Consider the following 25,055-nt stretch of genomic DNA (forward strand, 5'->3'; position numbering starts at 1 on the left):
AAACGCTACGAACGCGGCGTACCACTGGTCGCTTCACAAAACCGAGTTCCCCGAGCTGAAAACCCCATGAGAGTACGTGGAACACGCACATCTGCTGAGGGGGCCCGCAACTCTCCCTCAACCTCCCCAGGGATATCGCATCTGGGATCGCCTGGATAGGAGTGGAAATGCGAACGGCTACGTTGTTTGCGAAGTGAGAAGAAATACCCTCGTGGCATACGATGGAGGGGGTCTGCCGAAGAGCATGAATAGGCCGGCGCCCAAGAGCCCGAATAACCTGCGGGGGTTTGACACGGGGAGGTAGCCAACACTCGAGGGTTACCTGAGGGCCCAGGAGCAAAGGGAACGCTGGTTCGCATGCGGGGGACGGGGTGGGGTGAGGGAAATGACAGAAGAGGCACCGGCATGGGGACAGCCGCCAGGCCCTGAAGAGGAATCCGTCTGCCGCGTCTGCGGATTTGACGACGAGATTTTCTGGGAGAGAGGGTGGCCGACGGCAGCCGTCTGTCCTTGCTGCGGAAATGAATCGGATATATCGGATGTGATTGTATCGAGCATTCGGGAGTACCGGGGATATTGGCTTGGTGGCGGCGCTAAGTGGCACATCCGCCATGAAAGGCCAGCGAATTGGGATCTGCTGTTGCAGATTTCCAATATTTCACAGGAGTGGCGATGAATGGCGGGAGTGAATATTTCTGCCGTGTGTGCGGATACGACTTTGAGGATGTGTCAACGTGGGTGGACATCTTTCCTCAAAGCGTGATCTGTAACTGTTGCGGAATGGAGTCAGGGCTCGAGGATGAAGATCTGGAGAAGGCTCGAAACTACAGAGCTCTGTGGGTTGCCAATGGAGCTCATTGGCAGGACCCGAAGGCCAAGCCGATGGACTGGGATCTGCTTTCTCAGATCGCCAATATTCCGAAACGATGGCGGTAGCTAGCGAGTTTCGGCCTCTCGATCCTGAGAGGTTGAATGCTCGATCGGTAGCCATTGGGAAGAATGCGCAACCGGTCACGCGACTCGAGCCCTGACCGAGCAGGCCCAGCATCCAGCCCGGGAGGCTGTCCGGTCGGCACCCGCATCATCGTGCGCCACGAGCACCTGCGAGTTGGCGCCCCGCTGTCGCTGTTCAACAGGGACAGCGGGGCGCCACGCTTTTCTCGCGGATACGACGTCCGCCGCGCGGCTCGTCAAGTTCCAGGAGGCCTTGAAGGAGACGATGAGTCTGTTGGTTGGGGGATGGGTTGGGGACCCGGAGCAACTCGTAACCGACGCAGTCGTGCTGTTGGGCACGCTGACGACGCACCGCACCAACTACGTGGTGGAGCGTGGCTGGCATCGGCGGGGGCTGCTTACGCGGTGAGACGACCGCAAGCTTGACGCCTACAGCGGCTATGTAGACCGGGTCCGGGCGGGGATCTTCCTTGCTGTGCGGCTCTATGAGCACAGGGAAGGGCTTCGACGGAGTGAACACTCCGAGGTGGAGATGGTCGCGGAGTTGGCTGAGGCTGAGCGCCACCGCGGGCGGTCGTTCGAGCAGATCATGTTGCTCGGCGGGGACGAGGTGGTGGAGGCCGCGCATGAGTTGAATGCTGCTGCCCTTGCCGTCGACTGGCAGGCGACCGGGAAGACGGTGGGCGCCTTGGAGGAGTGGCGCGAGCGCAATCGTGTCGTCTTCCGGGAGATCAACCAGTTCCATGAGGCCGCTCGGGTGGATCTCGGAGTGCAGGGGAAGGTCACCGGTGACAACCATCCCGAGCGGGACCTTCTGTTGCCCTCGGCTCGGCGTGACAGTGAGACTCGTACGTGAGATCCGTGGGGCGTGGCCATCCTCTGGCCAGTGCGGCACGGCGAGATCCGGCAGCCGGTAGGCTGTAGGCGCTCCGCCCCTGGTGGACGGGGCCGAGGTGGGTTGCCCGAGCGGCCTAAGGGAACGGTCTTGAAAACCGTCGTGGCAGTGATGTCACCGTGGGTTCAAATCCCACACCCACCGCGCATGTCAGCGTAGATGCTGGTCAGAAGGGGTGTCTCCGACTGGGAGATACCTCTTTTGCGTTGAGTCCTGTCCTACTGCTTCTTCCCTGTGGACCGCTTTGGATCAGTGTTCGTCCCCCAGTCGTCCCCCAGAAGCCGTGATCGAGCATGCGGAGAATCACGCGTCCAAACCGGCCGCAAATGATCGCAGCTTCCCAAGGCCGATCGCTTCCACTGCCCGCGCCGGCGCCTCTGTACGCTGCGCTCGTCGAACCGCAGGAGGGGTACGGGCAGTGAATGACGGACTGTTGACCACGCTCGCCACCGTCCTGGCCCGGCTGATCACCAGCATCGACATGACGAGTGACGAAGAAGTGGACCCCGACCTTGCCACCGGATGGTTTGAGGATCTTGCCTACGCGTTTGATCAACTTCCACCGGCCGACCGTGTGAGACTGGCGGCGCTCTTCCGGGAAGTGGCGGAGCATGAGTCGCGACCTGATGTGCGCGCCGCTATGAGGGACCTGCCGGAGAGCTTCGGTCTGGAAGAAGATGAGGCGTAGAGGGCAACCCGTCGCTGCTTCGGGGGTTCGACTCCGGCCTTGATCCCGAGGGTGATTCCGGCGTGTGTGCCTGTTCGTGGGCCTCTTTGTGGATCTCGCAGTACCTGGTGGAGCGGACGCGTTCGCCGCGGGTCGCGTGGAAGAGGTGGCCGTCCGGGGTGGCGGGCTGGGTTGTTTGACGGAGTGTTTCGGCACTGAGAGTTATGTATCTTCGAGCTGGTCAGTGCGTTGGGGGGTTAAATAATCCTATATGTATGAGTATGTCGCGGCTGCTGTGGCTACTGAGGGTCAGATACGGTGGCGTCCGTCGCGTCGGCCGGGTGTCGGCGTGTGTCTGGCCCTTCAATTGCTCGGAAGGAGTGAGTGTGAACGCTCGCTTTGGCGTGAGTCGGACAAAGGCGCTTGTGGTTGCAGCGCTGGCCGCGATCGTCGCCTCGACCGTCCCAGGATCGGCGTCTGCTGCCGGAGACGGAAATCGATCGCGCTCAGAACACTGGGGTGTGATCACCCGTAACACGATCGGCTCTCCCGTCGCCGCTCTGAGGGACGGCCCGTTCGGCTCGTTCGGCGTGCAGGGACCCTCCGCCAGGCCGCCCTATGGACGGGGCAGCCTGGGAATCGAGGTGGCGGACGACTCCACCTCGCTGACTCCTCCGAGTGAGAAGGTCGACTTCGGCAACGAGGTCGACTTCTTCGGCGATCCGGTGCTGGGCCTGAAGAAGGTCGGGTTCCGCGTCTTCCAGACCGGCGAGAACGTCGGCTACGGGGGCGCGGAGAACATGCCGAACATCCGGTTCGAGATCGATCCGAATGTGAGCGCGCATCCGGCCGACAACTACTCCACGCTGGTGTGGGTGCCGGACGCGTCGCCGGTGACGGACCGTTGGAGCCCGTTCCTCGATGCCACCTCGACCGGCTTCTGGTACCTCACGGGCAACGAGACCGCCTGTACTCAGGCCGCCCAGTGCACCTTCGCGCAGGTGAAGGCCTCGCTCAACGACGGCGGCGCCAAGCCGACCATCTACACCGCCGCGGTCGGCAAGGGCCGCGACTTCATGTGGATCGGCGCTGTCGACGGGCTCCGGATCAATCACAACATCTACGACTTCGAGGTCGACGGCGTCAAGACGCGTCGCGCGGGCTGATTCAGCCGGCTGATGTGGCCCGTATCCGGTCAGATCCTCAGGATCTGGGCCTGAGGTGGACCACGTCAGAGAAGTAGAAGTAGAAGTAGCTGGTCAGAGGGCGCGCCTCCGGGATGGAGGCGCGCCCTCCGGGTTTGGGGGCGTGTGGAGGGGGGCGAGGTGTTCGATGGGTGGGGTTGTGGGTTGATGGGCGGGGCTGTGGTCGGTCCCTATGTCGGTGTTCAGGGGCTTGAAAGTGGTGAGGGTTTGGCGGAGCGGGTCTGGTACGTGGCGTACGGATCCAATATGGATCTTGAACGGCTCTCCTGCTATATCGCCGGCGGTCGGCCGGCGGGGGCGGCTCGGGAGTATCCGGGCTGTCGGGACCGGAGATTGCCCATGGCCTCGGTGCCGGTAGAGCTCAAGGGAGTCGTGTACTTCGCGACCGAGTCGTCCGTGTGGACGGGGGGAAGGGCGTTCTACGACCCCGGGGCTTCGGGGCGGGTCTTCGCCAGGGCGCACCTGGTGTCCGCCGAGCAGTTCTCGGACATCGCCGCACAGGAGATGTACCGGCGGCCGGGGGCCGAGCTGGATCTGTCGGAGGCGCTGAGCCGGGGCAGGGCGGAGCTCGGGACCGGGCGGTACGAAACCCTCGTATGCCCGGGAACGATGGACGGGGTGCCGATGCTCACGTTCACCGCTCCATGGGGTGTGCACGATCTGAGCTGGAACAGGCCTTCCGCCTCCTACCTCAGGGTCCTGTCGCGCGGACTGCTGGAGGCGGGCGCCTGGGACATGCCGGCCGTCGCGCGCTATCTCGCCGCGTGCCCCGGCGCGGCCGGCTCGTGGACCGCCCGTGAGGTCGCTGATCTCGTCGCTGATCTCAGCGCCGACAGCGACGGCAGCGACGGCAGCGTCATGGGCGGGTCGTGAGGCGGGCCGCTGAGGCGATGGTGGCGCGCGCTTCGTGTTCGGCCAGACCCGTTCGTACGGCGGCGTCGACGAGCGGTTCCACGAGTGCGTCGCCGAAACCGTGTTCGTAGGCGCGGCAGGCGGCCCAGAAGAGCCGGGTGTTGCGCTGACCCTCGTGTGCCGCTCGTACGAACTGCACCAGGCCGTCGCCCCGCGCGGGCTGGTCCCGGCGGTGGTGCGCGCGGGCCGGAGGTGTGAGCAGACGCAGCAGCGCGCGGGGGCAGGGCGCGGGTGCGAGGCCCTCCGTACCCGGGGCCGGCCGATAGGCGCCGCGGGCCGTGACCGAGCCGGGTCCCACCAGATAGCCGCCCGCGCCGCGTACGTCGATGCCGGGGGCGAGCCGGCCGGCGGAGTTGGGCACGACGACGTTCGGCGGGCCCGTCAGCCAGATGTGCCGGCCACCGCTGGGTGTCAGAACGACCACGGTCTCCGGCAGCGTGAACAGATGCTGGAGGGCCAACTGCTGGAGCGCGGCCATCGAGTCCGGGGTGGGGCTCGGGATGGGGTCCGGAGGCGCGTCCGGGGTGGGGCTCGGGATGGGGCCTGGGGGCAGGTCCGCGGACCTGCCCCCGTGCAGGTCCGGCGTCAGGGCCGGCGGCAGGTCCGGGGGCATGCCCGGCGTCAGGCCTGGGGCCGGCGGCAGGTCCGGGGGTATGCCCGGCGTCGAGTCGAACGCCGGTCCTGGTGTCCGTTCCGGTGCCGATCCCGTCCCCCTCTGCGGGCTCACGTCGAGATCGATGCCGATGAGCTGGTGCGGTGGACGCCCGCAGGCGATGCCGTAACCGGTCGCCCAGGGTGCGGCGGCGAAGAGAGCGCGTACGCCGGTGGGGTCGGTGGTGGCGTCGTGGACGCCATGGCCCAGCAGCCCGCACTCGCCACGGCAGCGGATCCGTTCGGGCTCGTCCCGGTGGGGGGAGCGCAGGGCCGGGAGCTTGGTGGGGGACAGGGGGATGACGGGAAGCCCACGTTCGGCGGCGGACAGCGCATGAGCGAGGGCCAGGGTGGCGGGGTGCCGGGCGGTAGTGGCCATGTTTCTATGTTCGTACAAGCGTTCGAAGAAGGGAAGGGGGGATGGGCCGTCCGTACCGTCGGTGAGGGTGACGGTGAAACGATTCACCTCCTCCAGGACCAGCTTGCGGGGCCGCTCTTCTTCTCCTTGCTGTGGGGACTTGTCGATACCTTGAGGGGTGAACTGCGGTTTTGGGGGCGCATAGGGGTTTATCGACTTGTCCTCACGCTTGCGAGGGAATCAGTGACTCCGGGGTGGTTCGCGAGGGATGCGGTGGGCAATTCTGAGGTCGCGACGTCGTCACAACGCCGAGGTGGTCGGCCAACTGCCTTGGAAACACCCGTACTTCGTTCCTGGAGGAACTGACATGGCAAGCTTCCGTACCGCTCGTGCCTTCGCCGCTGTCGCCGCGCTGCCCCTCGCCGCCGCGCTCTTCACCGGTGTGGCCCAGGCCGACGACGACGCCTTCTCCGACAACGAGTGGAACGCGAGCGTCGCGACGCTGGCCGGCGGTGGCGTGGGTGGCCACAACTTCGGCAACTCGACCACCACGCAGCAGGTGGCGACCGGAGCCGGCGCGTCCAACCAGAACAACACGGCCAACGTGATCGGTGCGGGCTTCACGACCATCGACCAGTCCAACGAGAACATCGCGGTGAACTTCGCCAGCCACTGGTGACATACGGCCCGACGGGGGGCGTGACTGAGGGGTGAACGGTGTTCTGCGCGGCGGCACTTCGGTGCCGTCGCGCAGTCCGTCGTGTGGGCGGGAGCGCCCGGCTGTACGGGTGCCTGGGCGGTGCCTGGGCGGTGCCCGGCGGCTGTCCGCGCGGCTGTCCGCGCGGGTGTCTGTGCGGGTGTCTGTGCGGTGCCTGGGCAGGTGCCCGCGCCGTGGCCGTACGGCTCGTGGCCCGGGTCGACCCTGATGGCCTCCCTCATCCCTTCTCCACCTACAGGAGGTGGAGCCGGCACCACCCCTACACCCTGAGGCGGACATCTCTTCGGGACCTGGGGCCGATCCCCCGAGGTGGGGCTCACTTCTAGCGTGGAGCCATGACCACGCCTGTCTGCACGAGCGCCTCGACGGCCGCCAAGCCGGTTCCGCCCGCGCCGTACGCGCCGTACGAGCCCTACGTACAGCACGCGCCGCCCGCACCGTACGCGTCGGCCGCGCCGCGTCCCGTCCATCCGACCCATCCGACCCATCAGGCCCATCCAACTCATCAGGCTCACTTGCCCCATCAGGCTCACCCGACCTACCAGGCTCACCCGGCCCGCCCGGCCTACGCATCGTTCTCCTCGTACGTACGGGCGCGGGGGCCCGTGCTGCTGAGGGCCGCCCGTTCCCTCACCTCCAACCCGTGCGACGCCGAGGACCTGTTGCAGACGGCCCTCACCAAGACGTATGTCGCCTGGGACCGGATCGAGGACCATCGCGCCCTGGACGGTTATGTCCGCCGCGCTCTGTTGAACACCCGTACCTCGCAGTGGCGCAAGCGCAAGATCGACGAGTTCGCCTGCGAGGAACTGCCCGAGCCCGAGGGCCTGCCGGAGCCGGACCCCGCCGACCAGCAGGTGCTGCACGACGCGATGTGGCGCGCGGTGATGAAACTGCCCGACCGTCAGCGCGCGATGGTCGTCCTCCGTTACTACGAGGATCTCAGCGAGGCCCAGACCGCCGAGGTGCTCGGGGTCTCGATCGGTACGGTCAAGAGCGCGGTGTCCCGTGCGCTCGGCAAGCTCCGCGAGGACCCGGATCTCTCCCCGGTCCGCTGACGCCCCGTCCGTCTACGCCACCGCGTACGCCTATGCCACCGCGTACGCCCCCGCCTGTCCGTTCACCCGAGATCCGTTCACCGACAACCGTTCACCGACAACAGACCCGCAGCCCCGCAGACGCGCAGCCCTGGATACCCACAGACCTCGCCGTTTCTACTCCCGGCTAGTGACATACCGCGCGGTACGTGCGCAGAATCTCCGCAACCCATAGCGCGACGGAGCGCTAGCGCCTACCGGGAGGACGCCGTGCTGAGCACCATGCAGGACGTACCGCTGACTGTGAGCCGCATCTTGCACCACGGGATGACCATCCATGGAGCGTCACAGGTCACCACCTGGACCGGCGGGCACGAGCCGGAGCGCCGCAGCTTCGCCGAGGTCGGGGAGCGCGCGACACGGCTCGCCAACGCCCTGCGCGATGAACTCGGCGTCGGCCCCGACGAGCGTCTTGCCACGCTGATGTGGAACAACGCCGAACATGTCGAGGCGTATCTCGCGATCCCCTCCATGGGCGCGATCCTCCACACCCTCAATCTCCGGCTCCCGCCCGAGCAGCTCGTCTGGATCGTCAATCACGCCGCCGACCGCGTGGTGTTCGCGAACGGTTCGCTGCTGCCGCTCCTCGCCCCGCTCCTCCCCCATCTGCCGACCGTCGAGCATGTCGTCGTCTCCGGTCCCGGCGACCGCGCGCCGCTCGACGGGGCGTCCGCGCGGGTGCACGAGTACGAGGAGCTGATCGCCGGCCGTCCCACCACGTTCGACTGGCCCGAGCTGGACGAGCGGTCCGCCGCGGCCATGTGCTACACCTCCGGCACCACCGGGGACCCCAAGGGTGTCGTCTACTCGCACCGCTCGATCTATCTGCACTCCATGCAGGTCAATATGGCGGAGTCGATGGGGCTGTCGGACAGGGACACCACCCTGATCGTCGTACCGCAGTTCCATGTGAACGCCTGGGGCCTGCCCCACGCCACCTTTATGACCGGCGTGAACATGCTGATGCCCGACCGTTTCCTCCAGCCCGGCCCGCTCGCCGAGATGATCGAACGCGAGCGGCCCACGCACGCCGCCGCAGTCCCCACCATCTGGCAGGGACTGCTCGCCGAGGTCACCGCGCGCCCCCGCGATCTCACCTCCATGGCCCGTGTCACCATTGGCGGTTCGGCCTGTCCGCCGTCGCTGATGGAGGCGTACGACAAGCTCGGTGTACGGCTCTGTCACGCCTGGGGCATGACGGAGACGTCGCCGCTCGGCACGATGTCCGACCCGCCCGCCGGTCTCACCGCCGACGAGGAGTGGCCGTACCGCATCACCCAGGGCCGTTTCCCGGCCGGTGTCGAGGCCCGTCTCGCCGGGCCCAGTGGCGACTTCCTGCCCTGGGACGGGGAGTCGGCCGGTGAGCTGGAGGTACGCGGCCCATGGATCGCGGGTGCCTACTACGGCGGCGCGGGCAGCGAACCGATCAGGCCCGAGGACAAGTTCAGCCCCGACGGCTGGCTGCGCACGGGCGATGTCGGGGTCATCAGCCCCGACGGCTACCTCACGCTCACCGACCGCGCCAAGGACGTCATCAAGTCCGGCGGCGAATGGATCTCCAGCGTGGAGCTGGAGAACGCGCTGATGGCTCACCCGGAGGTGACGGAGGCGGCGGTCGTGGCCGTACCGGACGCGAGGTGGGGCGAGCGGCCCCTCGCGACGATCGTCCTCAGGGACGGCGCGACGGCGGACTACGCGGCGCTGAGGGAGTTTCTCGCCGGGAAGATCGCGAAGTGGCAGCTTCCGGAGCGGTGGGCGGTGGTGGCGGCGGTGCCGAAGACGAGCGTCGGGAAGTTCGACAAGAAGGTGATCCGCAGGCAGTACGCCGACGGGGAACTGGACGTCACCCGGGTCGAGAACTCCTGACGAACTGATCTTTGAGGTGGTTGGATCGGTTGGATCACCCTCGGTTGGATCACCCCAGGATTGTTGATCCGGGGGTGTGGAGCGGCTCGACTCGACCGAAGCCGTGGGGCGTCGATGAGGATGGGATGCGTTCGAAAAGGGTCGGGTCCGGGATCGAGATCGCCGGTTTCGAGGGGCCGGTCTTCCCGTTGGTCTACCGTTCACCCGCGGGTGGGGCGGAGTTGGTGACCGCTGCGGCAGGGCGACTGACCCGGTGGGATGTCGGGTCCGGCCGTCCGACGCGCGAATTCCAGGTCCCCGAGGACGCTTCCACCGAAACATTCGAATTGGAAGCGCTGGTGCTCAAGGGCGGGCGCGTGCGTATCGCGGCCGGGGACGAGAACGGGCTCTGCCTGTGGAACGGAGCGAGCGGGCGGCTTCTGGCCGACGTGGTCGGGAAGGACCGGATCTACGATGTCGCCGGAGGACCGACGAGCGGTGGGCGGCCTCTGCTGGCCGGCATGGGGGTGAACGGCCTGCATCTGTGGGACCCGGTCACGGCCGCCCCCCTGGCCCCTCCGCTGGAGCATGTGGGAGATGCGGTTGTCGTGACCCTGGCGACATTGCGCGGCGGCCCCACGTTGATCGTGACGGGGGACTACGAAGGAGTACGGCGCTGGCAGGGGGACCTCTGCGAGTTGCAGTTCGGTGCGGAGATCGACGCTCCCCACATCAACATGCTGACCACGGCCTACACCGAGGACGGGCGACCACTGATCGTCGGTGTGGTGGAGGAGGGCGAGGTCGTCTGCCGCTGGGACGCCGAGACCGGAGAAGAGATCGGCCCGCCGATTCCGACCGCGGGGGAATCCGTGCGGATCGCGACGGCGACCGTGTCGGGCCGGATGCGGCTGTTCACCGCGGACCAGGACGTGGTGCGCCAGTGGGACCTGCTGTCCGGCGAACCGTTCGAAGAGACGTTCGCCGGATCGTATGCCTCCGCTGTGTCCCTGCCCGACGGGAGCGCTCTCCTGGCCGCCGGGACGGACACCGGGAAGGTGACCATCCATCGCCTGGTCTGACGGGGCAGGAGCTAGTTCGTACCGATCTTCAGTTCGTACCGATCTTCGCGAGGAGGTCGACGATTCGGGACTGGACCTCGGTGCTGGTCGAGCGCTCCGCGAGGAACAGCACGGTCTCCCCCGAGGCGAGCCGGGGCAGTTCCGCGCGGTCGATTCCCGCCGAGGTGTATATGACCAGGGGGGTCCGGTTCAACTGGCCGTTCGCGCGCAGCCAGTCGATGATCCCCGCGCGTTGCCGCCGTACCTGCATCAGGTCCATGACCACGAGGTTCGGCCGCATCTGGGAGGCGAGGGCGACCGCCTCGTCGTCGGTGCCCGCGCGCGCGACCTGCATACCGCGCCGCTCCAGGGTGGCCGTCAGCGCGAGCGCGATCTCCACGTGCTCCTCGATCAACAGCACGCGTGACGGATGCTGTTCGCTGTCGCGCGGGGCCAGGGCCTTGAGGAGTACGGCCGGGTCGGCGCCGTACGCCGCTTCCCGGGTCGCCTGGCCCAGACCCGCCGTCACCAGTACGGGGACCTCGGCGGCGACCGCGGCCTGGCGCAGCGACTGGAGGGCGGTACGGGTGATCGGTCCGGTCAGCGGGTCGACGAAGAGCGCCGCGGGGAAGGCGGCGATCTGGGCGTCGACCTCCTCGCGGGAGTGCACGACCACCGGTCGGTAGCCACGGTCGCTGAGCGCCTGCTGGGTGGAGACGTCCGGCGCGGGCCAGACCAGCAGTCGACGGGGGTTGTCGAGCGGCTCCGGGGGGAGTTCGTCGTCGACGGGCCGGGGCTGGGGGCGGTTGGCGACCTCGACCGCGCCGCCGGGTCCGTCCAGCGGCTCGGGACCCTCGGCGCCCTCGTCGGGGGCGCCGATCGCGTACGACCGGCCCTCGGCGTGGGCGGAGGGCAGCCGGGAGCCGCCCTGGGGGGAGCCGGGCTGGGGAGCGTTCGGCGAGTGCGGCGGGTTCTGCGCGCCGGAGTGGTGGGGCCGGCCCGGTGACTGCGGCTGCGGTTGGTGCTGCGGATGGGCCTGGGGGTGGGACGGCGAGTGGGAGTGAGGCAGGGCGTTCGCCTCGGCGCGGTCGTCGCTGTCGGCGGGCGGCGTACCGAGCTTGCGGCGTCGTCCCGAGCCCAGGGACTGGCCCGAACCGAGGGACTGACCCTGGCCTTGACTCTGGCCTTGGCCCTGGCCCTGGCCGTGAACTTGGCCCTGGTTCGGATGCTGGCCCTGAGGATTCTGGCCCTGTGGCTGGTGGGGCTGCGGGGCCTGGTGAGGCTGTGACGGCTGTGGCGGCTGGTGTGCGAAGGGCACGCCCTGGCCGAGGGTACGCACGCTGAAGGCACGGCCCTGGGTGGAGTCCGGGGAGAACGGGGTCTCCTCGGGGAGAGGAAGCGCGGGCGGCAGCGGTTGATGAGCGCCACGCCGAGGATCCGTGACGGCGGAGTCGCCCGGAGCACCAGGAGTGCCCGGAACGGGAGCCCCCGGGGTGGTCGGAACGCCCGGGGCCTGGGCTGCCGGGGGTGCCTGAGCGGACGGCATGCTGCCCGTGTCACCGCTGGTACGGCCGTCCGCGCTCGCGGACGTACGGGGCTCGTCGGGCCATCCCGGCGGTCCGGTCATCATGCCGAAGCCCGAAGTGGTGGGCATTCCCGGCCCGTTCGAGACGGGGTCCGCGCCCTGACCGGGAACCGCCTGGCCGGGGACCGCCTGCCCCGGGACCTCATGGCCCGGGACCGCGTGCCCCGGGACTGCCTGGCCGGGCGCCGCTTGTCCAGGCGCGTTCTGTCCGGGAACGGGAACGGCGAGGCCGGGGTTCCCCCAGCCGTTCGGGTCGACGGGCATGGCACCGGTGCCGCTGCTCGTACGAAGATCCGCGCCCTCGGTGCCTCCGCCGTTCCCGGCGCCTCCGGCGCTCTCGGGCCAGGTGGGCGGCGCGGGGTGCTGGGTGTCCATGGCGCCGCGGCGCCGCCCCGAGGGCAGCGGGTGCGCCTGCGGCGGGGTGTGGTCGGCGTCCGGTTCGGTACGTACGGCATCGTGGCGGCCCGGAAGCGAGGCGTCCTGAGCACGCGTGCCCGGCCTGCCCGGCATGGCCGGGGAGGGGGCGTGCGACGGAGCGCGGTCGGCGGCGGCGGGCGGCAGGGCGAACGCGCTGCGGGCGCCTTCGGACTCCGCGGGCGCGGGCCGTTCGGGATGCCGTTCCTGCGCGGGGGCCAGCGCCCGGCGGGCACGGCGTCCGGCGGGCTGCTGCGCGCCGGAGGCGCCGGCGGGGACCTGGTGACCGGGAATCTGGTGTCCGGGGACCTGGTGTCCGGGAACCGACTGCCCGGGGACCTGCTGGACAGGGGGCAGCGGCGCGGGCATCGCGGCGGGCGCCGGAGGCGGTACCGGGCCCGGGACCTGGGCCGCAGGCGCGCCCGGCGCCGCCGGTGCGACCGGCATGGACGGCGCGGGCGGTACGGACTGTCCGGCCGGCACGGACTGTCCGGGCGGTACGGGGGGCGCGATCTGCGCGGGTGGTGCGGGCGGCGCGAACGGCGCGGAAGGCGCCGTCGGATACGCCATGGACTCCCCCGGGCCGACCGCGGGCGCGGGCGCGGGCGCGGGTGCCCCCTGCCCGGAGCCGCCGGCAGCGGAGGGGCCGGCGGCGGAGGGGCCGGAGGGGAGCGCGGGAAGCGCCCTCTGCCCGCCGTGCCGCGCCCGGCGTCCCGTACCCGCGGCAGCGGCGTCCACCGGCACACCCTGCGGCGGTACGGCCTGGCCCAGCGCCGCCCGGCCCGTCGGACGGGCGCCCTCGGCGGCGGTGACGACCGACCCTTCGGAGGGCGAGGCGGCGGGCAGCGCCACGGCCGACCCGACGGCCGGCCCGGTGCCCGGCGCCGTATCCGGTCCGGCGGTGGGCACCGCGCCAGCGGCGCCACCGGCCGAGGTGTCCTCGGCCGGGCTGGGCCGCCCGCGTCGACGCCCCGTACCACCGCCCCCGCCACTGGTTCCGCCCCCGCCACCGGTTCCGGCCTCGGAGCCGGCTCCGGTCGCGCCGGCATTCTGTGCCGGGATCAGCCCCGGACCCTGCTGCCCTCGCTGTCCCTGCTGCCCTTGCGATCCCTGCTGTGCGTCCACGGCGGAGTGTGCTTCCACGGCGGAGCCACTGGTGGCACCGGTGCCACCGGGGCCGTTCTCGGCCGCGCGCGCCCGCCGTCGTCCCGTGGGCTCCCCGGCGTCCTCGCCCGGACCTTCCAGGAACGCGTCCGTGGACGCCCGCCGCGCGCGCCGCCTGCCGCCGCCCGAGGTCCCGGGAGCCTGCTGCGTTCCAGGACCCTGCTGCTGTGTTCCGGGACCCTGCTGCGCGGGCAGCGCGGGCTGGGCGCCCGCCGACACCGGCGCGGGCGGCGGAACCGTACCGGCGCCCTCACCCAGCGGCAGCTCCAGTACGTACGCGCTGCCGCCCAGGCCCGGCATCTCGTGCGTCTGCAACACGCCACCGTGTGCTCGTACGATCCCGCGGACAATCGGCTCATGTACCGGATCGCCACCGGCGAACGGTCCCCGTACCTCGATCCGTACGACATCACCGCGCTGCGCGGCGGCCACCACGATCGTCGAGTCGACATAGCCACCGCCCGGCACCAGCCGGGCCCGGCCGGTCGAGTCGACCCCGGCCACATCGGCGACGAGATGCGCCAGGGCCGTCGCCAGCCGCGGCGCGTCCACCTCGGCCTCGATCGGCGGCGCGTGCACCGCGAACTGCGCCCGGCCCGGCCCGATCAGCTCGATCGCGCCCTCCACACCGGCCGCGACGACCCCGTCGAGCAGGGCGTTCGTCTTGGCGAGCTGTTCCGTGCCGGCGTCGAGCCGCTGATAGCCGAGGACGTTGTCCACGAGCGTCGTCATCCGGGCGTATCCGGCGGCCAGGTGGTGCAGGATCTGGTTCGCCTCGGGCCAGAGCTGGCCGGCGGGGTCGGCGGCGAGCGTGCCCAGTTCGCCGCGCAGCTCCTCCAGCGGGCCGCGCAGCGACTCGCCGAGTACGGCGGTGAGCTGGGAGTGCCGGCCGGCCAGCTCCCCGTACCGCTCCGTCAGCTCCTCGATCTCGGCGGCGTACCGGTCGCTGCGGTCCGCCAGCTCGGCCGCGTGCCGTTCGTTCGCCTCCGCCAGTTCGGTGGTGAGACGGTCCGTCGTACCGGTCAGCTCGGCGGTGAGGCGGTCGGTCGTGGCGGTCAGCTCGGCCGTGTGCCGTTCCGTCGCCTCCGTCAGCTCGGTGGCGTGCTGCTTGGTGAGGTCGTCGAAGGGACGGCGGTCGGTGAAGGTCATCACGGCGCCGACGAGCTGGTCGCCGTCCCGTACCGGCGCGGTCGTCAGATCGACCGGGACCTGCTTGCCGTTCTTCGCCCACAGGACCTGGCCGCGCACCCGGTGCTTCCGTCCCGACCTGAGCGTGTCGGCGAGCGGTGAGTCCTCGTACGGGAACGGCTCGCCGTCCGCGCGCGAGTGCAGGATCAGCGGATGGAGCTGATGGCCGCCGAGATCGCTGGCGCGGAAGCCGAGGATCTGCGCGGCGGCGGGGTTGACGAGAACGACCCGGCCATCGGTGTCCGTACCGACGACGCCCTCCGAGGCGGCGCGCAGGATCATCTCCGTCTGGCGCTGGGAGCGGGCCAGCTCGGCCTCGGTGTCCATGGTGCCGGAGAGATCCCGTACGACCAGCATCAGCAGCTCGTCGCCGGTGTAGCTGTGCGAGTCGTTGTACGCGTCCCTGCCGTCCTCCAGGCTCGCGCTGGTGACCTCGGCCGGGAACTCGCTGCCGTCCGTACGTCGCGCGACCATGCGCGTCGGCTTCGTACGGCCGCGCGCGTCCGCCGCGTCGGGGCGGCGCATCGAGCCGGGGATCAGCTTGGAGTCGAACTCGGGCAGCAGATCGAGCAGCCCGCGGCCGACGAGCGCCGTGCCGGGGGTCTCGAACATTTCGAGCGCGATGGTGTTGGCGTTGACGACCGTGCCGTTGGCGTTGACGAGCACCAAGCCGTCGGGGAGTGCGTCGAGTATCGCCGCGAGGCGAGCAGCGCCTCGGGATGGCCTGCTGCTCACGACGACGCTTCCTCCCTGACCCACTGCACCTTGCTGACGGCCGCACCCATCTTGCCTCTCGGGTCCCGGCATGTCACTGGAGGGAGTCTAAGGGCTGGGGAGGTGACCGCGGCGGCGGATGAGTCGGAGCTTGATGAGGGTTGTGTGCGAATGACCCCGGAATGATCCCGGAACGGGCTCGGCCGGGGCTGGTCCTAGCTGAGTGTCATCGGCCACTCACGGGACCGGGTGATTCCGGGCCGGCTCCGGGGCGGGGACGGTCGGGACGGCCGGGACCGGGGGCGACGGGCGACCCGCGAACGGGCGACCCGAGAGAGAACGGGCGACCCGCGACCTGCGACTTGTGAGCTGCGATCCGCGACCCGCCGTAGCCGTTCCAGGACACGGCCGACACAGGGCACAGGCCAACACACAGGCCAACACAGGACGCCGGCCAGCAGCGGAGGTCTAGAACTTGGCGTTCGGGAGGACCGGCTCCAGCGTGCGCCAGCGGGCGATCTCGCAGCCGTTCTTCCGGTTGAAGGCGGCGTTGACGCGGTGGCCGCGCCAGGTCCCGGCGATACGGGCGGTGGCGTCGCCGCCGTGCTGCATGGTGCACATGGCGCCGGGGGCCACCGGCGCGAACGGGTCCCGCCCTTCGCCGGAGAGTTTGGCCAGCCGGTCGCAGGCGGCCCGCGCCCGGGGATGTGTCCCGCCCGTCGGCCCGCACGTCAGTTTGAACGTCCCGTCGGCCGCCGCGGTCCCGGTGTCCGACACGGTGATCGTGATCCGGTCGGAGGGCGCCTTCAGCGGCGGCAGCGGAGCCGGCGTGAGCCGCGGGGAGGAGGAGGCCGGTACGGCGGCGGAGGCGCGGTCGGAGGGGCCGGCGAAGGCGGCGGGCGCTAGGGCGCCCAGCGCGGCGGCGGACGCGGCCACGGAGGCGGCGGCGGTGAGGACGAGGCGACGCGGCATGGAAGCTCAGCTCCTGAACGGGTTACGGATCCGGGGACGGCGTCCCGGCATCTCTAACGCGCGTCAAGCTCCGGCGTTGCGCACCCGTAAGGGCTTTGCTCTGTGCCCCACCCGCCTAGTACCGTGAGGAGCGATTGGTGACACCCCACCTGGCTGTGTCATCATCTGCACGCACCACTCGCGCCCGCGCGGGTGTGCTGGAGGCGTCGCCTAGTCCGGTCTATGGCGCCGCACTGCTAATGCGGTTTGGGCCTTAAAGCCCATCGAGGGTTCAAATCCCTCCGCCTCCGCGCAAGATCACCGAAGCCCCGTCCACCAGGACGGGGCTTCGGCCGTTCCAGCCCTCGCCCCGCGCCCGCCACCGATGTCGATTCGGGTCATTTCCGCAGGTCAGGGTGGGTATGGACAATGGATTTCACCTGGCGCCACGGGTCATGTAATGTTGTTCCCGCAACGCCGACCGGGAAGAAAAGCCCGGAACGCCGAGCACTCGTAGCTTAACGGATAGAGCATCTGACTACGGATCAGAAGGTTGCAGGTTCGAATCCTGCCGAGTGCACAGCAGGTCGAAGCCCCCTCGGGATCATTCCGGAGGGGGCTTTGTCGTGCCGTACAGCAGTGAAGTACAGCAACCGCGTCAGCCGGTACCGCCCATGGCGTCGGACAGCTTGCCGATCGCGGCGCGCACTTCCTCTTCGCTCGCTTCGGCGTAGACCTCCATCGTCATGGCGATCTGCGAATGCCGCAGGATGCGTCGCGCCACCTTCGGGTGCACCTTCAGGGCGGCCAAGAGCGAGCCGCATGTGTGGCGAGTATTCCGCAACGGGATGACCCGAGGCCCGGCGCGCGTCCACACGTGGATAGGGCCTGGAGGCCATGAGGCGAACACCGCGTAGAGCGGCCCGCGGTCAAGGCAATGCCTCCGGCGGGGGGATCGGCCGGCACCGGGAATGGAGGGGGCGCCGTCGCCGACTGCGGGCGCGTAGTGGCGTGCGCGGGGAGCTCCCGGACGGGATCGTGTCAGAAGTCTGGTCTAGGTTTGGCCTGTGAACCACGGCCTTCCCAACGCTGGGGCGCCCCACGAGCCTGACTTGCCGCCCTACCAGGTAGTCCTGGCGGAGACTGATTGGGATTCGCTCCAGACGGCTTTCGGGAGCGGTGAGGACCTTCCCGGGGTTCTGGCACGGCTGTTGGAGCCCGATCCCAAGGTTCAGGTCTCCGCTTTGTCGGAGCTGGGTGAGCTGGTCGGCCACCAGAACACCATCTACGAGGCCACCGCCCCCGTCGCCATGTATGTCGCCGGCATCCTCACCCACCCGGCGGCCATGACCCTCCGGCCCTATCGCAACGTCCCCGTCCGCGCGACGCTGTTGAACTGGTTGGTTTCCACGGCCTACGACGCCTCCGACGAGATTGTGGGCCGCACGGAGCAGTACTTCCCTGGCTTCCTCACCCCCGGCACCATCGTGGCGGCCTTCCGGGACCTGCGCCCGATGCTTTACCGGGCCGTCGCGCCCTTCCTCCGAGACAGCCACGAGGACGTGCGCGAAGCCGCCGTTGTCGCCGCGCTCATCCTCGCCGAGCACCCCGCGCTCGCCGAGCACCGCGATCACCTCGCCGTGCACGCGCGCGCCATCCTGGACACCAGCAGCGACGACCCCAACCGGCGTGTTGCCCGGAAGGCACTCGAAGCATGGGGCCACGACGTCCCCGGCCCTGAGTCTTTCCGGGAGGAGCCCTGGGACTGGGGGCCACATAGCGATGGCCGTGGCGATCTCGAACCTCCCTTCTGACCGATACGCGCACGGCCCACCGGCGGACCACTGCGGCAGGGCGGACCACCGCGGCAGGTGAGAGGTACAAGAGGCGGCTCGCGGGGTGGCCGTACGAGCGTGGCGCGCGCTGTCGGCGTCCTGAGAAGTCCGGGGGGCCTCGCGTTGCCCCGTACACCGGCGAAGGGGCGGGGGCGTTGTCAGTGGGGGTTGTTAGCGTCCTTCTTGTTCGGTTCGTGGGGATGAGGAGGGGCTTGTTTTGGGTGCGTCGGGGTGGGACTACACCGTGCCTTATCAGGAGGATCTGGAAGCGGCGTTCGAGGATCTGCGGCGCAAGGTGTTCGAGGAGCGGGACTACTACTGGGTGCATGGAAGTGATCCGTGGCCGGAGAGCTTCGAGGAGTTGTGGGCGGACGAGATCGTGCAGGAGGCCGGGACGCATTCGATCCTGGATGTCTTCCGGATCCTCGGTCCCGGCGAGTACGCGGACTACAACACGCTGGAACCGGTGACCGAGGAGGAGGCGCTCCGGGTTCTGGGTACGTCGAAGCCCACGCGTGCCCATGTGCCGGAGTTCGATGCCTTCGCGTACGCGCGTTGGCGGGGGCGGTGCGCGGTGCTGCACGATGAGCGGGGGGAGCCGCGGGAGATCTACTTCTGGGGTGCTTCCGGCGACTGATCGGGGCCGGCCGGCGTGCGTCTTGTGTGTGGAGCGTTGTGGTGGTGAGTGAGCGACGTCGTGGGGGCTGGGTCTGCCGGGGGATCCGGTGGGGCGGGGACGGGGCCGGGCTGGTGTGGGGGCGGGGGAGCGAGCGGCGGGTAAGGGGGCTGGAGCGGGGGCTTGAGCTGGGGTTCCGGGTCGTCGGGGTGCGCGGATGTCCGGGGGCCCGGGGGAATGTGTGTCCGTTGGGAGCGGTGATCGGGGGACGGAGTACCGGCGGGTTGTGTGCCGAGTGCGCGCGGCTGGACCGGGCCCATTCCGTGGCCGCCGATACCGTCGCCGATGATCCGCGGACCTATCGCGTCTATCTCGCGTGGTTCGGGCCGGGGATGGTCAAGGTCGGGATCACCGCCGAGGAGCGGGGGCCGGCGCGGCTGCTGGAGCAGGGGGCCGTGGTGTTCGGCTGGCTCGGGCGGGGGCCGCTGATGGCGGCACGGCGGACCGAGGAGCTGCTGCGTACGGCACTGGGGGTGCCGGACCGTATCCCGTACGCGCGGAAGCGGGCCGTACGGTCCGCGCTGCCGCCGCGGGCGGAACGGGCCGCCGAGATCGAGGAGTTGTACGGGCGGGCCGTCGCGCTGGAGGGGTGGCCGCAGTCGCTGGAGCGGGTGGCGTTCACGGCGGTGGACCACGCCGGGGTGTTCGGGCTGGACGGGCTGCCCCCGGCGACCGGTGTGGTGAGTGAACTGGTGGAGGGCGGGCAGGTCGTGGGGCGGCTGGTCGCCGCCGCCGGGCCCGATCTGCATCTCGCCACGGCGGACGGCGGGCTCGTGGTCCTCGACACCCGGCTGATGACCGGCTGGGAGCTCGTCGGTCCGGGGGAGGGAGGCGGTACGGAGGGCAGCGGGGGCGCGATCACCGTACCCGTGCGCGGGCTGTCCGGCGGGGATGTGCAGGATGGGCTGTTCTGAGCTCGTCGGGTGGTCCGAGCTCGTCGGGTCGCGGGAAGGGGAGTTGCCGGGATGGATGATCACGAGAGCGCGGGCGTACGGGCGTTTCTGGCGCGGGCCGGACTGCCGGGCCTCGTCGACGTCCATACGCACTTCATGCCGGAGCGCGTGCTCAGGAAGGTGTGGGCCTACTTCGACGCCGCCGGGCCGCTCACCGGTAGGGAGTGGCCCATCACCTACCGGCACGAGGAGGACGAACGCGTCGCGCTGCTGCGGGCGTTCGGCGTACGGGCGTACACCTCGATGCTCTACCCCCACAAGCCGGGCATGGCGCGGTGGCTGAACGGCTGGGCCGCCGAGTTCGCCGCCCGTACGCCCGACTGTCTGCGCACGGCCACGTTCTTCCCGGAGGAGGGCGTCGAGTCGTACGTACGCGAGGCTGTCGAAGGCGGCACGCGGATCTTCAAGGCGCACCTCCAGGTGGGGGCGTACGACCCGAACGACGAGCGGCTCGACCCGGTCTGGGGACTGCTCGCCGAGGCCGCGGTCCCGGTGGTCGTGCACTGCGGCTCGGGACCCGCGCCCGGCAAGCACACCGGGCCGGAACCGGTGGCGCGGCTGCTGGCACGCCACCCCGCGCTGCCGCTGATCGTCGCGCATCTCGGGATGCCGGAGTACTCGGACTTCCTGGCCCTCGCCGAGCGGTACGAACAGGTCAGACTGGACACGACCATGGCGTTCACGGACTTCAGCGAGCGCTTCGCGCCCTTTCCCGGCGAGGCGCGGGGACGGCTGGCGGATCTGGGGGACCGGATCCTGCTGGGGACCGACTTCCCGAACATTCCGTATCCGTATCTCCACCAACTGGAGGCCCTGGAGCGGCTGGAGCTGGGGGAGGAGTGGCTGCGCGCGGTCTGTCACGGAAATGGAGTCAGGCTCTTCGGGCTGGATGATTCCGGGCCGGACAGTTCTGGCCACTCTCTCTGACGCCCCGCCCGTACGCGTCGCCCTGGCCGTGCGCGTCGCCCTGGCGCCCGTACCCACCTTTCTCAGGGAATTCACAGGGTTCGGAAAGAGGGCTCTCAGAGGCACTCCGCAGGGTTGACCAGCATGACCATCACCTCGCCCCGCGGGCGCACCGAAATGCTCAGGCCGGACGGCAGTCCTGTCCGTGTCCTTGTCGTCGACGACGAGACCTCGCTCACCGAGCTGCTCTCCATGGCCCTGCGGTACGAGGGCTGGGAGGTGCGCAGCGCCGCCGACGGCGCGGGCGCGGTGCGTTCCGCGCGGGACTTCCGGCCCGACGCGGTGGTGCTGGATGTGATGCTGCCCGACATGGACGGGCTGGCCGTACTGGGGCGGCTACGGCGTGAACTGCCCCAGGTCCCCGTGCTCTTCCTCACCGCCAAGGACGCCGTGGAGGACCGGATCGCCGGACTGACCGCGGGTGGCGACGACTATGTCACCAAGCCGTTCAGTCTGGAGGAGGTCGTGGCCCGGCTGCGGGGACTGATCCGGCGGTCCGGCGCGGCGGCCGTCCGCAGTGAGTCGCTGCTGGTCGTCGGCGATCTGGCGCTGGACGAGGACAGTCATGACGTCAGCCGTGCCGGGGAGTCCATCCATCTCACGGCGACCGAGTTCGAGCTGCTGCGCTATCTGATGCGTAATCCGCGCCGGGTGCTGAGCAAGGCGCAGATCCTCGACCGCGTCTGGTCCTACGACTTCGGCGGTCAGGCCAATGTCGTCGAACTGTATATCTCCTATCTGCGGCGGAAGATCGACGCCGGACGTCCGCCGATGATCCATACCCGGCGTGGGGCGGGATATCTGATCAAGCCCGGTGAGCCCGCCGACGCACCCCGATGAGTACGAGGACGCGGGCCGGGAAGGGCGCGCGGACCGGGAAGGGCGCGGGCGTCCGGGAAGGCCTGGGCGCGTGGGCCGGGAAGGGTGCGTGGGCCGGGAGAGGTACGGGCGCGGGGGCCAGGAGAGGCGCGCCCCGACGGCGCTGGTCCCTGCGGACCCGGCTCGTGGTTTCGGCCGTCGCGCTGATCGCGGTGGTGGCGGCGGTCATCGGGGCGGTGACGACGATCGCGTTCCGCTCGTATCTGTACGACCAGTTGGACTCGCAGGTGACCTCCATCGCGAGACGGGCCTCAGGGCCGCCGAAGGCGGGTCCGGTCGGTGACGGTCCGGTCGGTGATGGTCCGGTGAACGGTAAAGGCCAGGTCAGCGGGGGTGTGCCGACGAGCGGTGACGGGCTGCCGGTCGGTGACGGGCTGCCGAGTGGTGACGGGCCGGGCGGAGCCGTCCTCGGTGGCAAGGACCCGCTGAGGATCGTCAGCGGCGGCGGTGCGCCCGTCGGGACCGTCGGCGCGGTGGTGGCGGCCGACGGAACCATCAGCCGGGCCGTGGTCAGCTTTCTCCAGGAATCCGACGAGTCCTGGCCGCCGATCGCGGACCGACCGCTCACCCGGGCGGAGACCGCCGCCCTCGCCACCGTCCCGCGCGACGAGGACCCGCACACCGTCATGCTGCCCGGCCGGGGCGACTACCGGATCGAGTACGTCACCGGAGAGAACGGCGACTTCCTCGTCGGCATACCGCTCACCGAAGTGCAGAACACCCTCAACACCCTGGTGGTCGTGGAGATCTGCGTCACCGTGGCCGGGCTGTTCGCCGCCGGGATCGCGGGCGGCGTCCTGGTCGGTATCGCGCTGCGACCGCTGCGACGGGTCGCCACCACCGCCACCCGGGTCTCCGAACTCCCCCTGCACAGCGGTGAGGTGGCGCCTCTCGAACGGGTCCCGGCCGCCGAGGCCGACCCCCGCACCGAGGTCGGGCAGGTCGGTGCCGCGCTCAATCGGATGCTGGGCCATGTCGGATCCGCGCTCGCCGCCCGGCAGGAGAGCGAGATGCGCGTACGGCAGTTCGTCGCCGACGCCGGTCATGAACTGCGGACACCACTGGCCTCGATCCGGGGCTACGCCGAACTGACCCGGCGCGGTCGCGAGCGGCCGGGCCCCGACACCCGGCACGCGCTCGGACGTATCGAGTCCGAGGCGGAACGGATGACCGGACTGGTCGAGGATCTGCTGCTGCTGGCGCGGCTCGACGCCGGACGCCCCCTCTCGTACGAGAACACCGATCTCTCCCTTCTTGTCGTGGACGCGGTCAGTGACGCACGGGCCGCCGGACAGGACCACCACTGGCGCCTTGAACTGCCGGAACCGGACGCGCCCGCCGCCACTGTGCAGGTCGATGCCTCCCGGCTCCATCAGGTGCTGGTCAATCTGCTCGCCAACGCCCGTACGCACACACCTCCCGGTACGACTGTCACCGCGCGCGTCCGCAGAAGCGACGCAGGACCGGCCCTGGCCCGTCCGGCCCTGGCTCGTCCGGCCCTGGCTCGTCCGGGCCTGGTCCGTCCGGGCCTGGTCCGTCCGGGCCTGGCAGGGAACTCCCTGGCAGGGTGCTTCCTGGCAGAGCGCTCCTCCGTCGTCCTCGAAGTACAGGACGACGGTCCCGGCATCCCGCCCGCGCTGCTCCCCCATGTCTTCGAACGCTTCGCGCGCGGCGACGCCTCACGCTCCCGCGCGGCCGGCTCCACCGGTCTCGGGCTCGCGATCGTCCAGGCGGTCGTCACCGCGCACGGCGGGACCGTGGACGTACGGAGCGTGCCCGGCCGGACCGTCTTCGCCGTATGCCTTCCGGCTTCCCCCGCGCGGTATCAGCCCGCTCAACAGCCCTGCCCGCAGGCGTGGTTGGGGCCCTCCCCGTACGGATTCCGGCAGTCCCCCCACGACTCACAGACAGGGCACAGCCTCACCACACAGGCGTGACAGCGCCCGCGGCGAGTGTCGACGCCATGCGAACCGACCCCCCACGGAGCACGCTGCCGGCCCGGGAGCATCTCCCGGTCGAGGTGACCGATGCTCCCGTGCTCGATGTGACCATTCCCGTCCATAACGAGGAGCAGGACCTCGAACCCTGTGTGCGACGCCTGCACGCCCATCTCGTCCGCACTTTTCCCTACAGCTTCCGCATCACCGTCGCCGACAACGCGAGCACCGACCGCACGCCCGAGGTGGCGGCCCGGCTCGACGCGACCATTCCCGAAGTGCGGGCGTACCGCCTGGAGGAGAAGGGCCGTGGCCGGGCGCTCCGTACCGTCTGGTCGCACTCCGACGCGCCCGTCCTCGCCTATATGGACGTGGACCTGTCCACCGACCTGAACGCGCTGCTCCCGCTCGTCGCCCCGCTGATCTCCGGGCACTCCGATCTGGCGATCGGGTCCCGACTGGCCCGCTCGTCGCGCGTGGTGCGCGGACCCAAGCGCGAGTTCATCTCGCGGGCGTACAACCTCATTCTCAAGTCCTCCCTCTCCGCGCGTTTCAGTGACGCGCAGTGTGGTTTCAAGGCCATACGGCGTGAGGTCGCCGAACGGCTGCTGCCGATGGTCGAGGACACCGGATGGTTCTTCGACACCGAGATGCTCGTGCTCGCCGAACGCGCAGGACTGCGGATCCACGAGGTGCCCGTGGATTGGGTGGACGACCCCGACAGCCGCGTGCACATCGTCAGCACGGCGGTCGAGGATCTCAAGGGGGTCTGGCGGGTGGGGCGGGCACTGGCGGTGGGCGCGCTGCCTTTGGACCGGCTGGCAAGGCCCTTCGGGGATGACCCGAGGGATCGCCGGATCAGGGGGGTTCCCGGCGGGCTCGCCAGGCAACTGGTCGGCTTCTGTGTCGTGGGCGCCCTCTCCACGCTCTTCTATCTTCTGCTCTACTCCCTCTTCCGCACCATGGCGAGTCCACAACTCGCCAACGCCATCGCTCTGCTGGTCTCCGCGGTCGCCAACACCGCCGCCAACCGGAGGCTCACCTTCGGGGTACGGGGCCGGGAGCGCGCCGTCCGTCATCAGGCCCAGGGCCTGGTCGTCTTCGCGATCGGACTCACGCTGACCAGCGGCTCGCTGGCGGCCCTGGACGCGGCCTCCGGTGCCCCCTCGCACTCCACCGAGCTCGCCGTGCTGATCGCCGCCAATCTCGCGGCGACGGTGCTGCGCTTCCTGCTGCTGCGCGCCTGGGTCTTCCCCGACCGCCGCACCGACCAGCCACCCGCAGCGGACCGGCCATCCGAAGCGGACCAGGTATCGGGAACGGACCGGCCCACGGCGAACGTCCGGCCCACCCGCTACGACCAGTCCTCCTCCGCCGCCGCCTCCTCCTCCGACCGGCCCGCCGCTCTCGATCCGAGGGACGCACGATGA

At 69.9% G+C, this 25,055-nt stretch carries 18 protein-coding genes, 3 tRNA genes and 1 pseudogene; 18 read left to right on the forward strand and 4 right to left on the reverse strand.

Translation table 11 applies throughout. The features are described 5' to 3' along the window. The first annotated feature begins 1,429 nt into the window (after positions 1 to 1,429). From OG214_RS20305 to OG214_RS20325, 5 genes are all read left to right on the forward strand, one after another. Positions 1,430 to 1,810, forward strand: coding sequence for a hypothetical protein (locus tag OG214_RS20305; RefSeq protein ID WP_405985535.1), 381 nt, complete (start codon positions 1,430 to 1,432; stop codon positions 1,808 to 1,810). 96 nt (positions 1,811 to 1,906) lie between these two features. Next, positions 1,907 to 1,993 (forward strand) — tRNA-Ser (locus tag OG214_RS20310). Between the two features lie 274 nt (positions 1,994 to 2,267). Beyond that, the gene (locus OG214_RS20315) at positions 2,268 to 2,537 is read left to right on the forward strand and encodes a hypothetical protein (protein ID WP_405985536.1); all 270 of its coding nucleotides are present in this window, start codon (positions 2,268 to 2,270) and stop codon (positions 2,535 to 2,537) included. A 500-nt stretch (positions 2,538 to 3,037) separates the two neighbouring features. Continuing rightward, on the forward strand, positions 3,038 to 3,682 hold the full coding sequence (locus OG214_RS20320) for a hypothetical protein (RefSeq protein ID WP_363085743.1): 645 nt from the start codon (positions 3,038 to 3,040) through the stop codon (positions 3,680 to 3,682). A 378-nt stretch (positions 3,683 to 4,060) separates the two neighbouring features. After that, positions 4,061 to 4,594 carry a histone deacetylase gene (locus tag OG214_RS20325; protein WP_405985537.1) on the forward strand — a complete coding sequence of 178 codons (534 nt, stop codon included), beginning with the start codon at positions 4,061 to 4,063 and terminating at the stop codon, positions 4,592 to 4,594. Here the strand turns inward: OG214_RS20325 and OG214_RS20330 are convergent. Beyond that, positions 4,578 to 5,663, reverse strand: coding sequence for a bifunctional DNA primase/polymerase (locus OG214_RS20330; RefSeq protein ID WP_405985538.1), 1,086 nt, complete (start codon positions 5,661 to 5,663; stop codon positions 4,578 to 4,580). The genes OG214_RS20325 and OG214_RS20330 overlap by 17 nt on opposite strands. Positions 5,664 to 6,009: 346 nt before the next feature. Between OG214_RS20330 and OG214_RS20335 the strand changes: the two genes are divergently transcribed. The 4 genes from OG214_RS20335 to OG214_RS20350 all read left to right on the forward strand — a co-directional run bounded on the left by OG214_RS20335 (position 6,010) and on the right by OG214_RS20350 (position 10,384). Then, the gene (locus OG214_RS20335) at positions 6,010 to 6,321 is read left to right on the forward strand and encodes a hypothetical protein (protein WP_363084100.1); all 312 of its coding nucleotides are present in this window, start codon (positions 6,010 to 6,012) and stop codon (positions 6,319 to 6,321) included. Between the two features lie 554 nt (positions 6,322 to 6,875). After that, positions 6,876 to 7,418 (forward strand): SigE family RNA polymerase sigma factor, encoded by a 543-nt coding sequence (locus OG214_RS20340; protein ID WP_363084102.1) that lies wholly within the window; start codon positions 6,876 to 6,878, stop codon positions 7,416 to 7,418. 249 nt (positions 7,419 to 7,667) lie between these two features. After that, positions 7,668 to 9,323, forward strand: a complete 1,656-nt coding sequence (locus OG214_RS20345) for a long-chain fatty acid--CoA ligase (RefSeq protein WP_405985539.1) — start codon at positions 7,668 to 7,670, stop codon at positions 9,321 to 9,323. Positions 9,324 to 9,448: 125 nt separating this feature from the next. Then, the gene (locus tag OG214_RS20350; RefSeq protein ID WP_405985540.1) at positions 9,449 to 10,384 is read left to right on the forward strand and encodes a WD40 repeat domain-containing protein; all 936 of its coding nucleotides are present in this window, start codon (positions 9,449 to 9,451) and stop codon (positions 10,382 to 10,384) included. Between the two features lie 28 nt (positions 10,385 to 10,412). On the opposite strand, the gene OG214_RS20355 is transcribed toward OG214_RS20350, so the two are convergent. Together OG214_RS20355 and OG214_RS20360 are read right to left on the reverse strand one after the other, a co-directional pair. Then, complete coding sequence (locus tag OG214_RS20355; RefSeq protein WP_405985541.1) at positions 10,413 to 15,449, reverse strand: PAS domain-containing protein; 5,037 nt, start codon at positions 15,447 to 15,449, stop codon at positions 10,413 to 10,415. Positions 15,450 to 15,896: 447 nt separating this feature from the next. Then, positions 15,897 to 16,400: an SSI family serine proteinase inhibitor gene (locus tag OG214_RS20360; RefSeq protein ID WP_405985542.1), complete on the reverse strand. Its 504-nt coding sequence runs from the start codon at positions 16,398 to 16,400 to the stop codon at positions 15,897 to 15,899. A 199-nt stretch (positions 16,401 to 16,599) separates the two neighbouring features. Here OG214_RS20360 and OG214_RS20365 point away from each other — a divergent pair. Together OG214_RS20365 and OG214_RS20370 are read left to right on the forward strand one after the other, a co-directional pair. After that, positions 16,600 to 16,690, forward strand: a tRNA-Ser gene (locus OG214_RS20365). A gap of 196 nt (positions 16,691 to 16,886) precedes the next feature. Then, positions 16,887 to 16,959, forward strand: a tRNA-Arg gene (locus tag OG214_RS20370). Positions 16,960 to 17,037: 78 nt separating this feature from the next. Here the strand turns inward: OG214_RS20370 and OG214_RS20375 are convergent. Continuing rightward, positions 17,038 to 17,247 (reverse strand): annotated as a pseudogene (locus OG214_RS20375) (site-specific integrase); the annotation flags it as partial. 244 nt (positions 17,248 to 17,491) lie between these two features. On the opposite strand from OG214_RS20375, the gene OG214_RS20380 reads away from it, so the two are divergent. The 7 genes from OG214_RS20380 (at position 17,492) to OG214_RS20410 (ending at position 25,055) form a co-directional block, all read left to right on the forward strand. After that, on the forward strand, positions 17,492 to 18,193 hold the full coding sequence (locus tag OG214_RS20380; RefSeq protein ID WP_405985543.1) for a hypothetical protein: 702 nt from the start codon (positions 17,492 to 17,494) through the stop codon (positions 18,191 to 18,193). Between the two features lie 265 nt (positions 18,194 to 18,458). Continuing rightward, positions 18,459 to 18,851 (forward strand): hypothetical protein, encoded by a 393-nt coding sequence (locus OG214_RS20385; RefSeq protein WP_363081611.1) that lies wholly within the window; start codon positions 18,459 to 18,461, stop codon positions 18,849 to 18,851. A gap of 44 nt (positions 18,852 to 18,895) precedes the next feature. Then, complete coding sequence (locus OG214_RS20390; RefSeq protein WP_382850904.1) at positions 18,896 to 19,804, forward strand: DUF2797 domain-containing protein; 909 nt, start codon at positions 18,896 to 18,898, stop codon at positions 19,802 to 19,804. A gap of 51 nt (positions 19,805 to 19,855) precedes the next feature. Continuing rightward, complete coding sequence (locus OG214_RS20395) at positions 19,856 to 20,770, forward strand: amidohydrolase family protein (RefSeq protein WP_405985544.1); 915 nt, start codon at positions 19,856 to 19,858, stop codon at positions 20,768 to 20,770. 123 nt (positions 20,771 to 20,893) lie between these two features. Further along, positions 20,894 to 21,649, forward strand: coding sequence for a response regulator transcription factor (locus OG214_RS20400; protein WP_363081609.1), 756 nt, complete (start codon positions 20,894 to 20,896; stop codon positions 21,647 to 21,649). 164 nt (positions 21,650 to 21,813) lie between these two features. After that, entirely contained in the window at positions 21,814 to 23,625 is a 1,812-nt protein-coding gene (locus OG214_RS20405) for an ATP-binding protein (protein ID WP_405985545.1), read from the forward strand. A gap of 26 nt (positions 23,626 to 23,651) precedes the next feature. Continuing rightward, a complete protein-coding gene (locus tag OG214_RS20410) occupies positions 23,652 to 25,055 on the forward strand; it encodes a glycosyltransferase (protein WP_405985546.1) in 1,404 nt (467 codons plus the stop codon).

The sequence above is a fragment of the Streptomyces sp. NBC_00872 genome, assembly GCF_045161915.1.
In the GTDB taxonomy this organism is placed as follows: Bacteria; Actinomycetota; Actinomycetes; order Streptomycetales; family Streptomycetaceae; genus Streptomyces.

Coding starts and splice junctions, on each gene's coding strand:
- OG214_RS20325 (WP_405985537.1), top strand. CDS start 4,061: ATGGCCTCGGTGCCGGTAGAGCTCAAGGGAGTCGTGTACTTCGCGACC.
- OG214_RS20330 (WP_405985538.1), bottom strand. CDS start 5,663: ATGGCCACTACCGCCCGGCACCCCGCCACCCTGGCCCTCGCTCATGCG.
- OG214_RS20335 (WP_363084100.1), top strand. CDS start 6,010: ATGGCAAGCTTCCGTACCGCTCGTGCCTTCGCCGCTGTCGCCGCGCTG.
- OG214_RS20350 (WP_405985540.1), top strand. CDS start 9,449: ATGCGTTCGAAAAGGGTCGGGTCCGGGATCGAGATCGCCGGTTTCGAG.
- OG214_RS20360 (WP_405985542.1), bottom strand. CDS start 16,400: ATGCCGCGTCGCCTCGTCCTCACCGCCGCCGCCTCCGTGGCCGCGTCC.
- OG214_RS20395 (WP_405985544.1), top strand. CDS start 19,856: ATGGATGATCACGAGAGCGCGGGCGTACGGGCGTTTCTGGCGCGGGCC.
- OG214_RS20400 (WP_363081609.1), top strand. CDS start 20,894: ATGACCATCACCTCGCCCCGCGGGCGCACCGAAATGCTCAGGCCGGAC.
- OG214_RS20410 (WP_405985546.1), top strand. CDS start 23,652: ATGCGAACCGACCCCCCACGGAGCACGCTGCCGGCCCGGGAGCATCTC.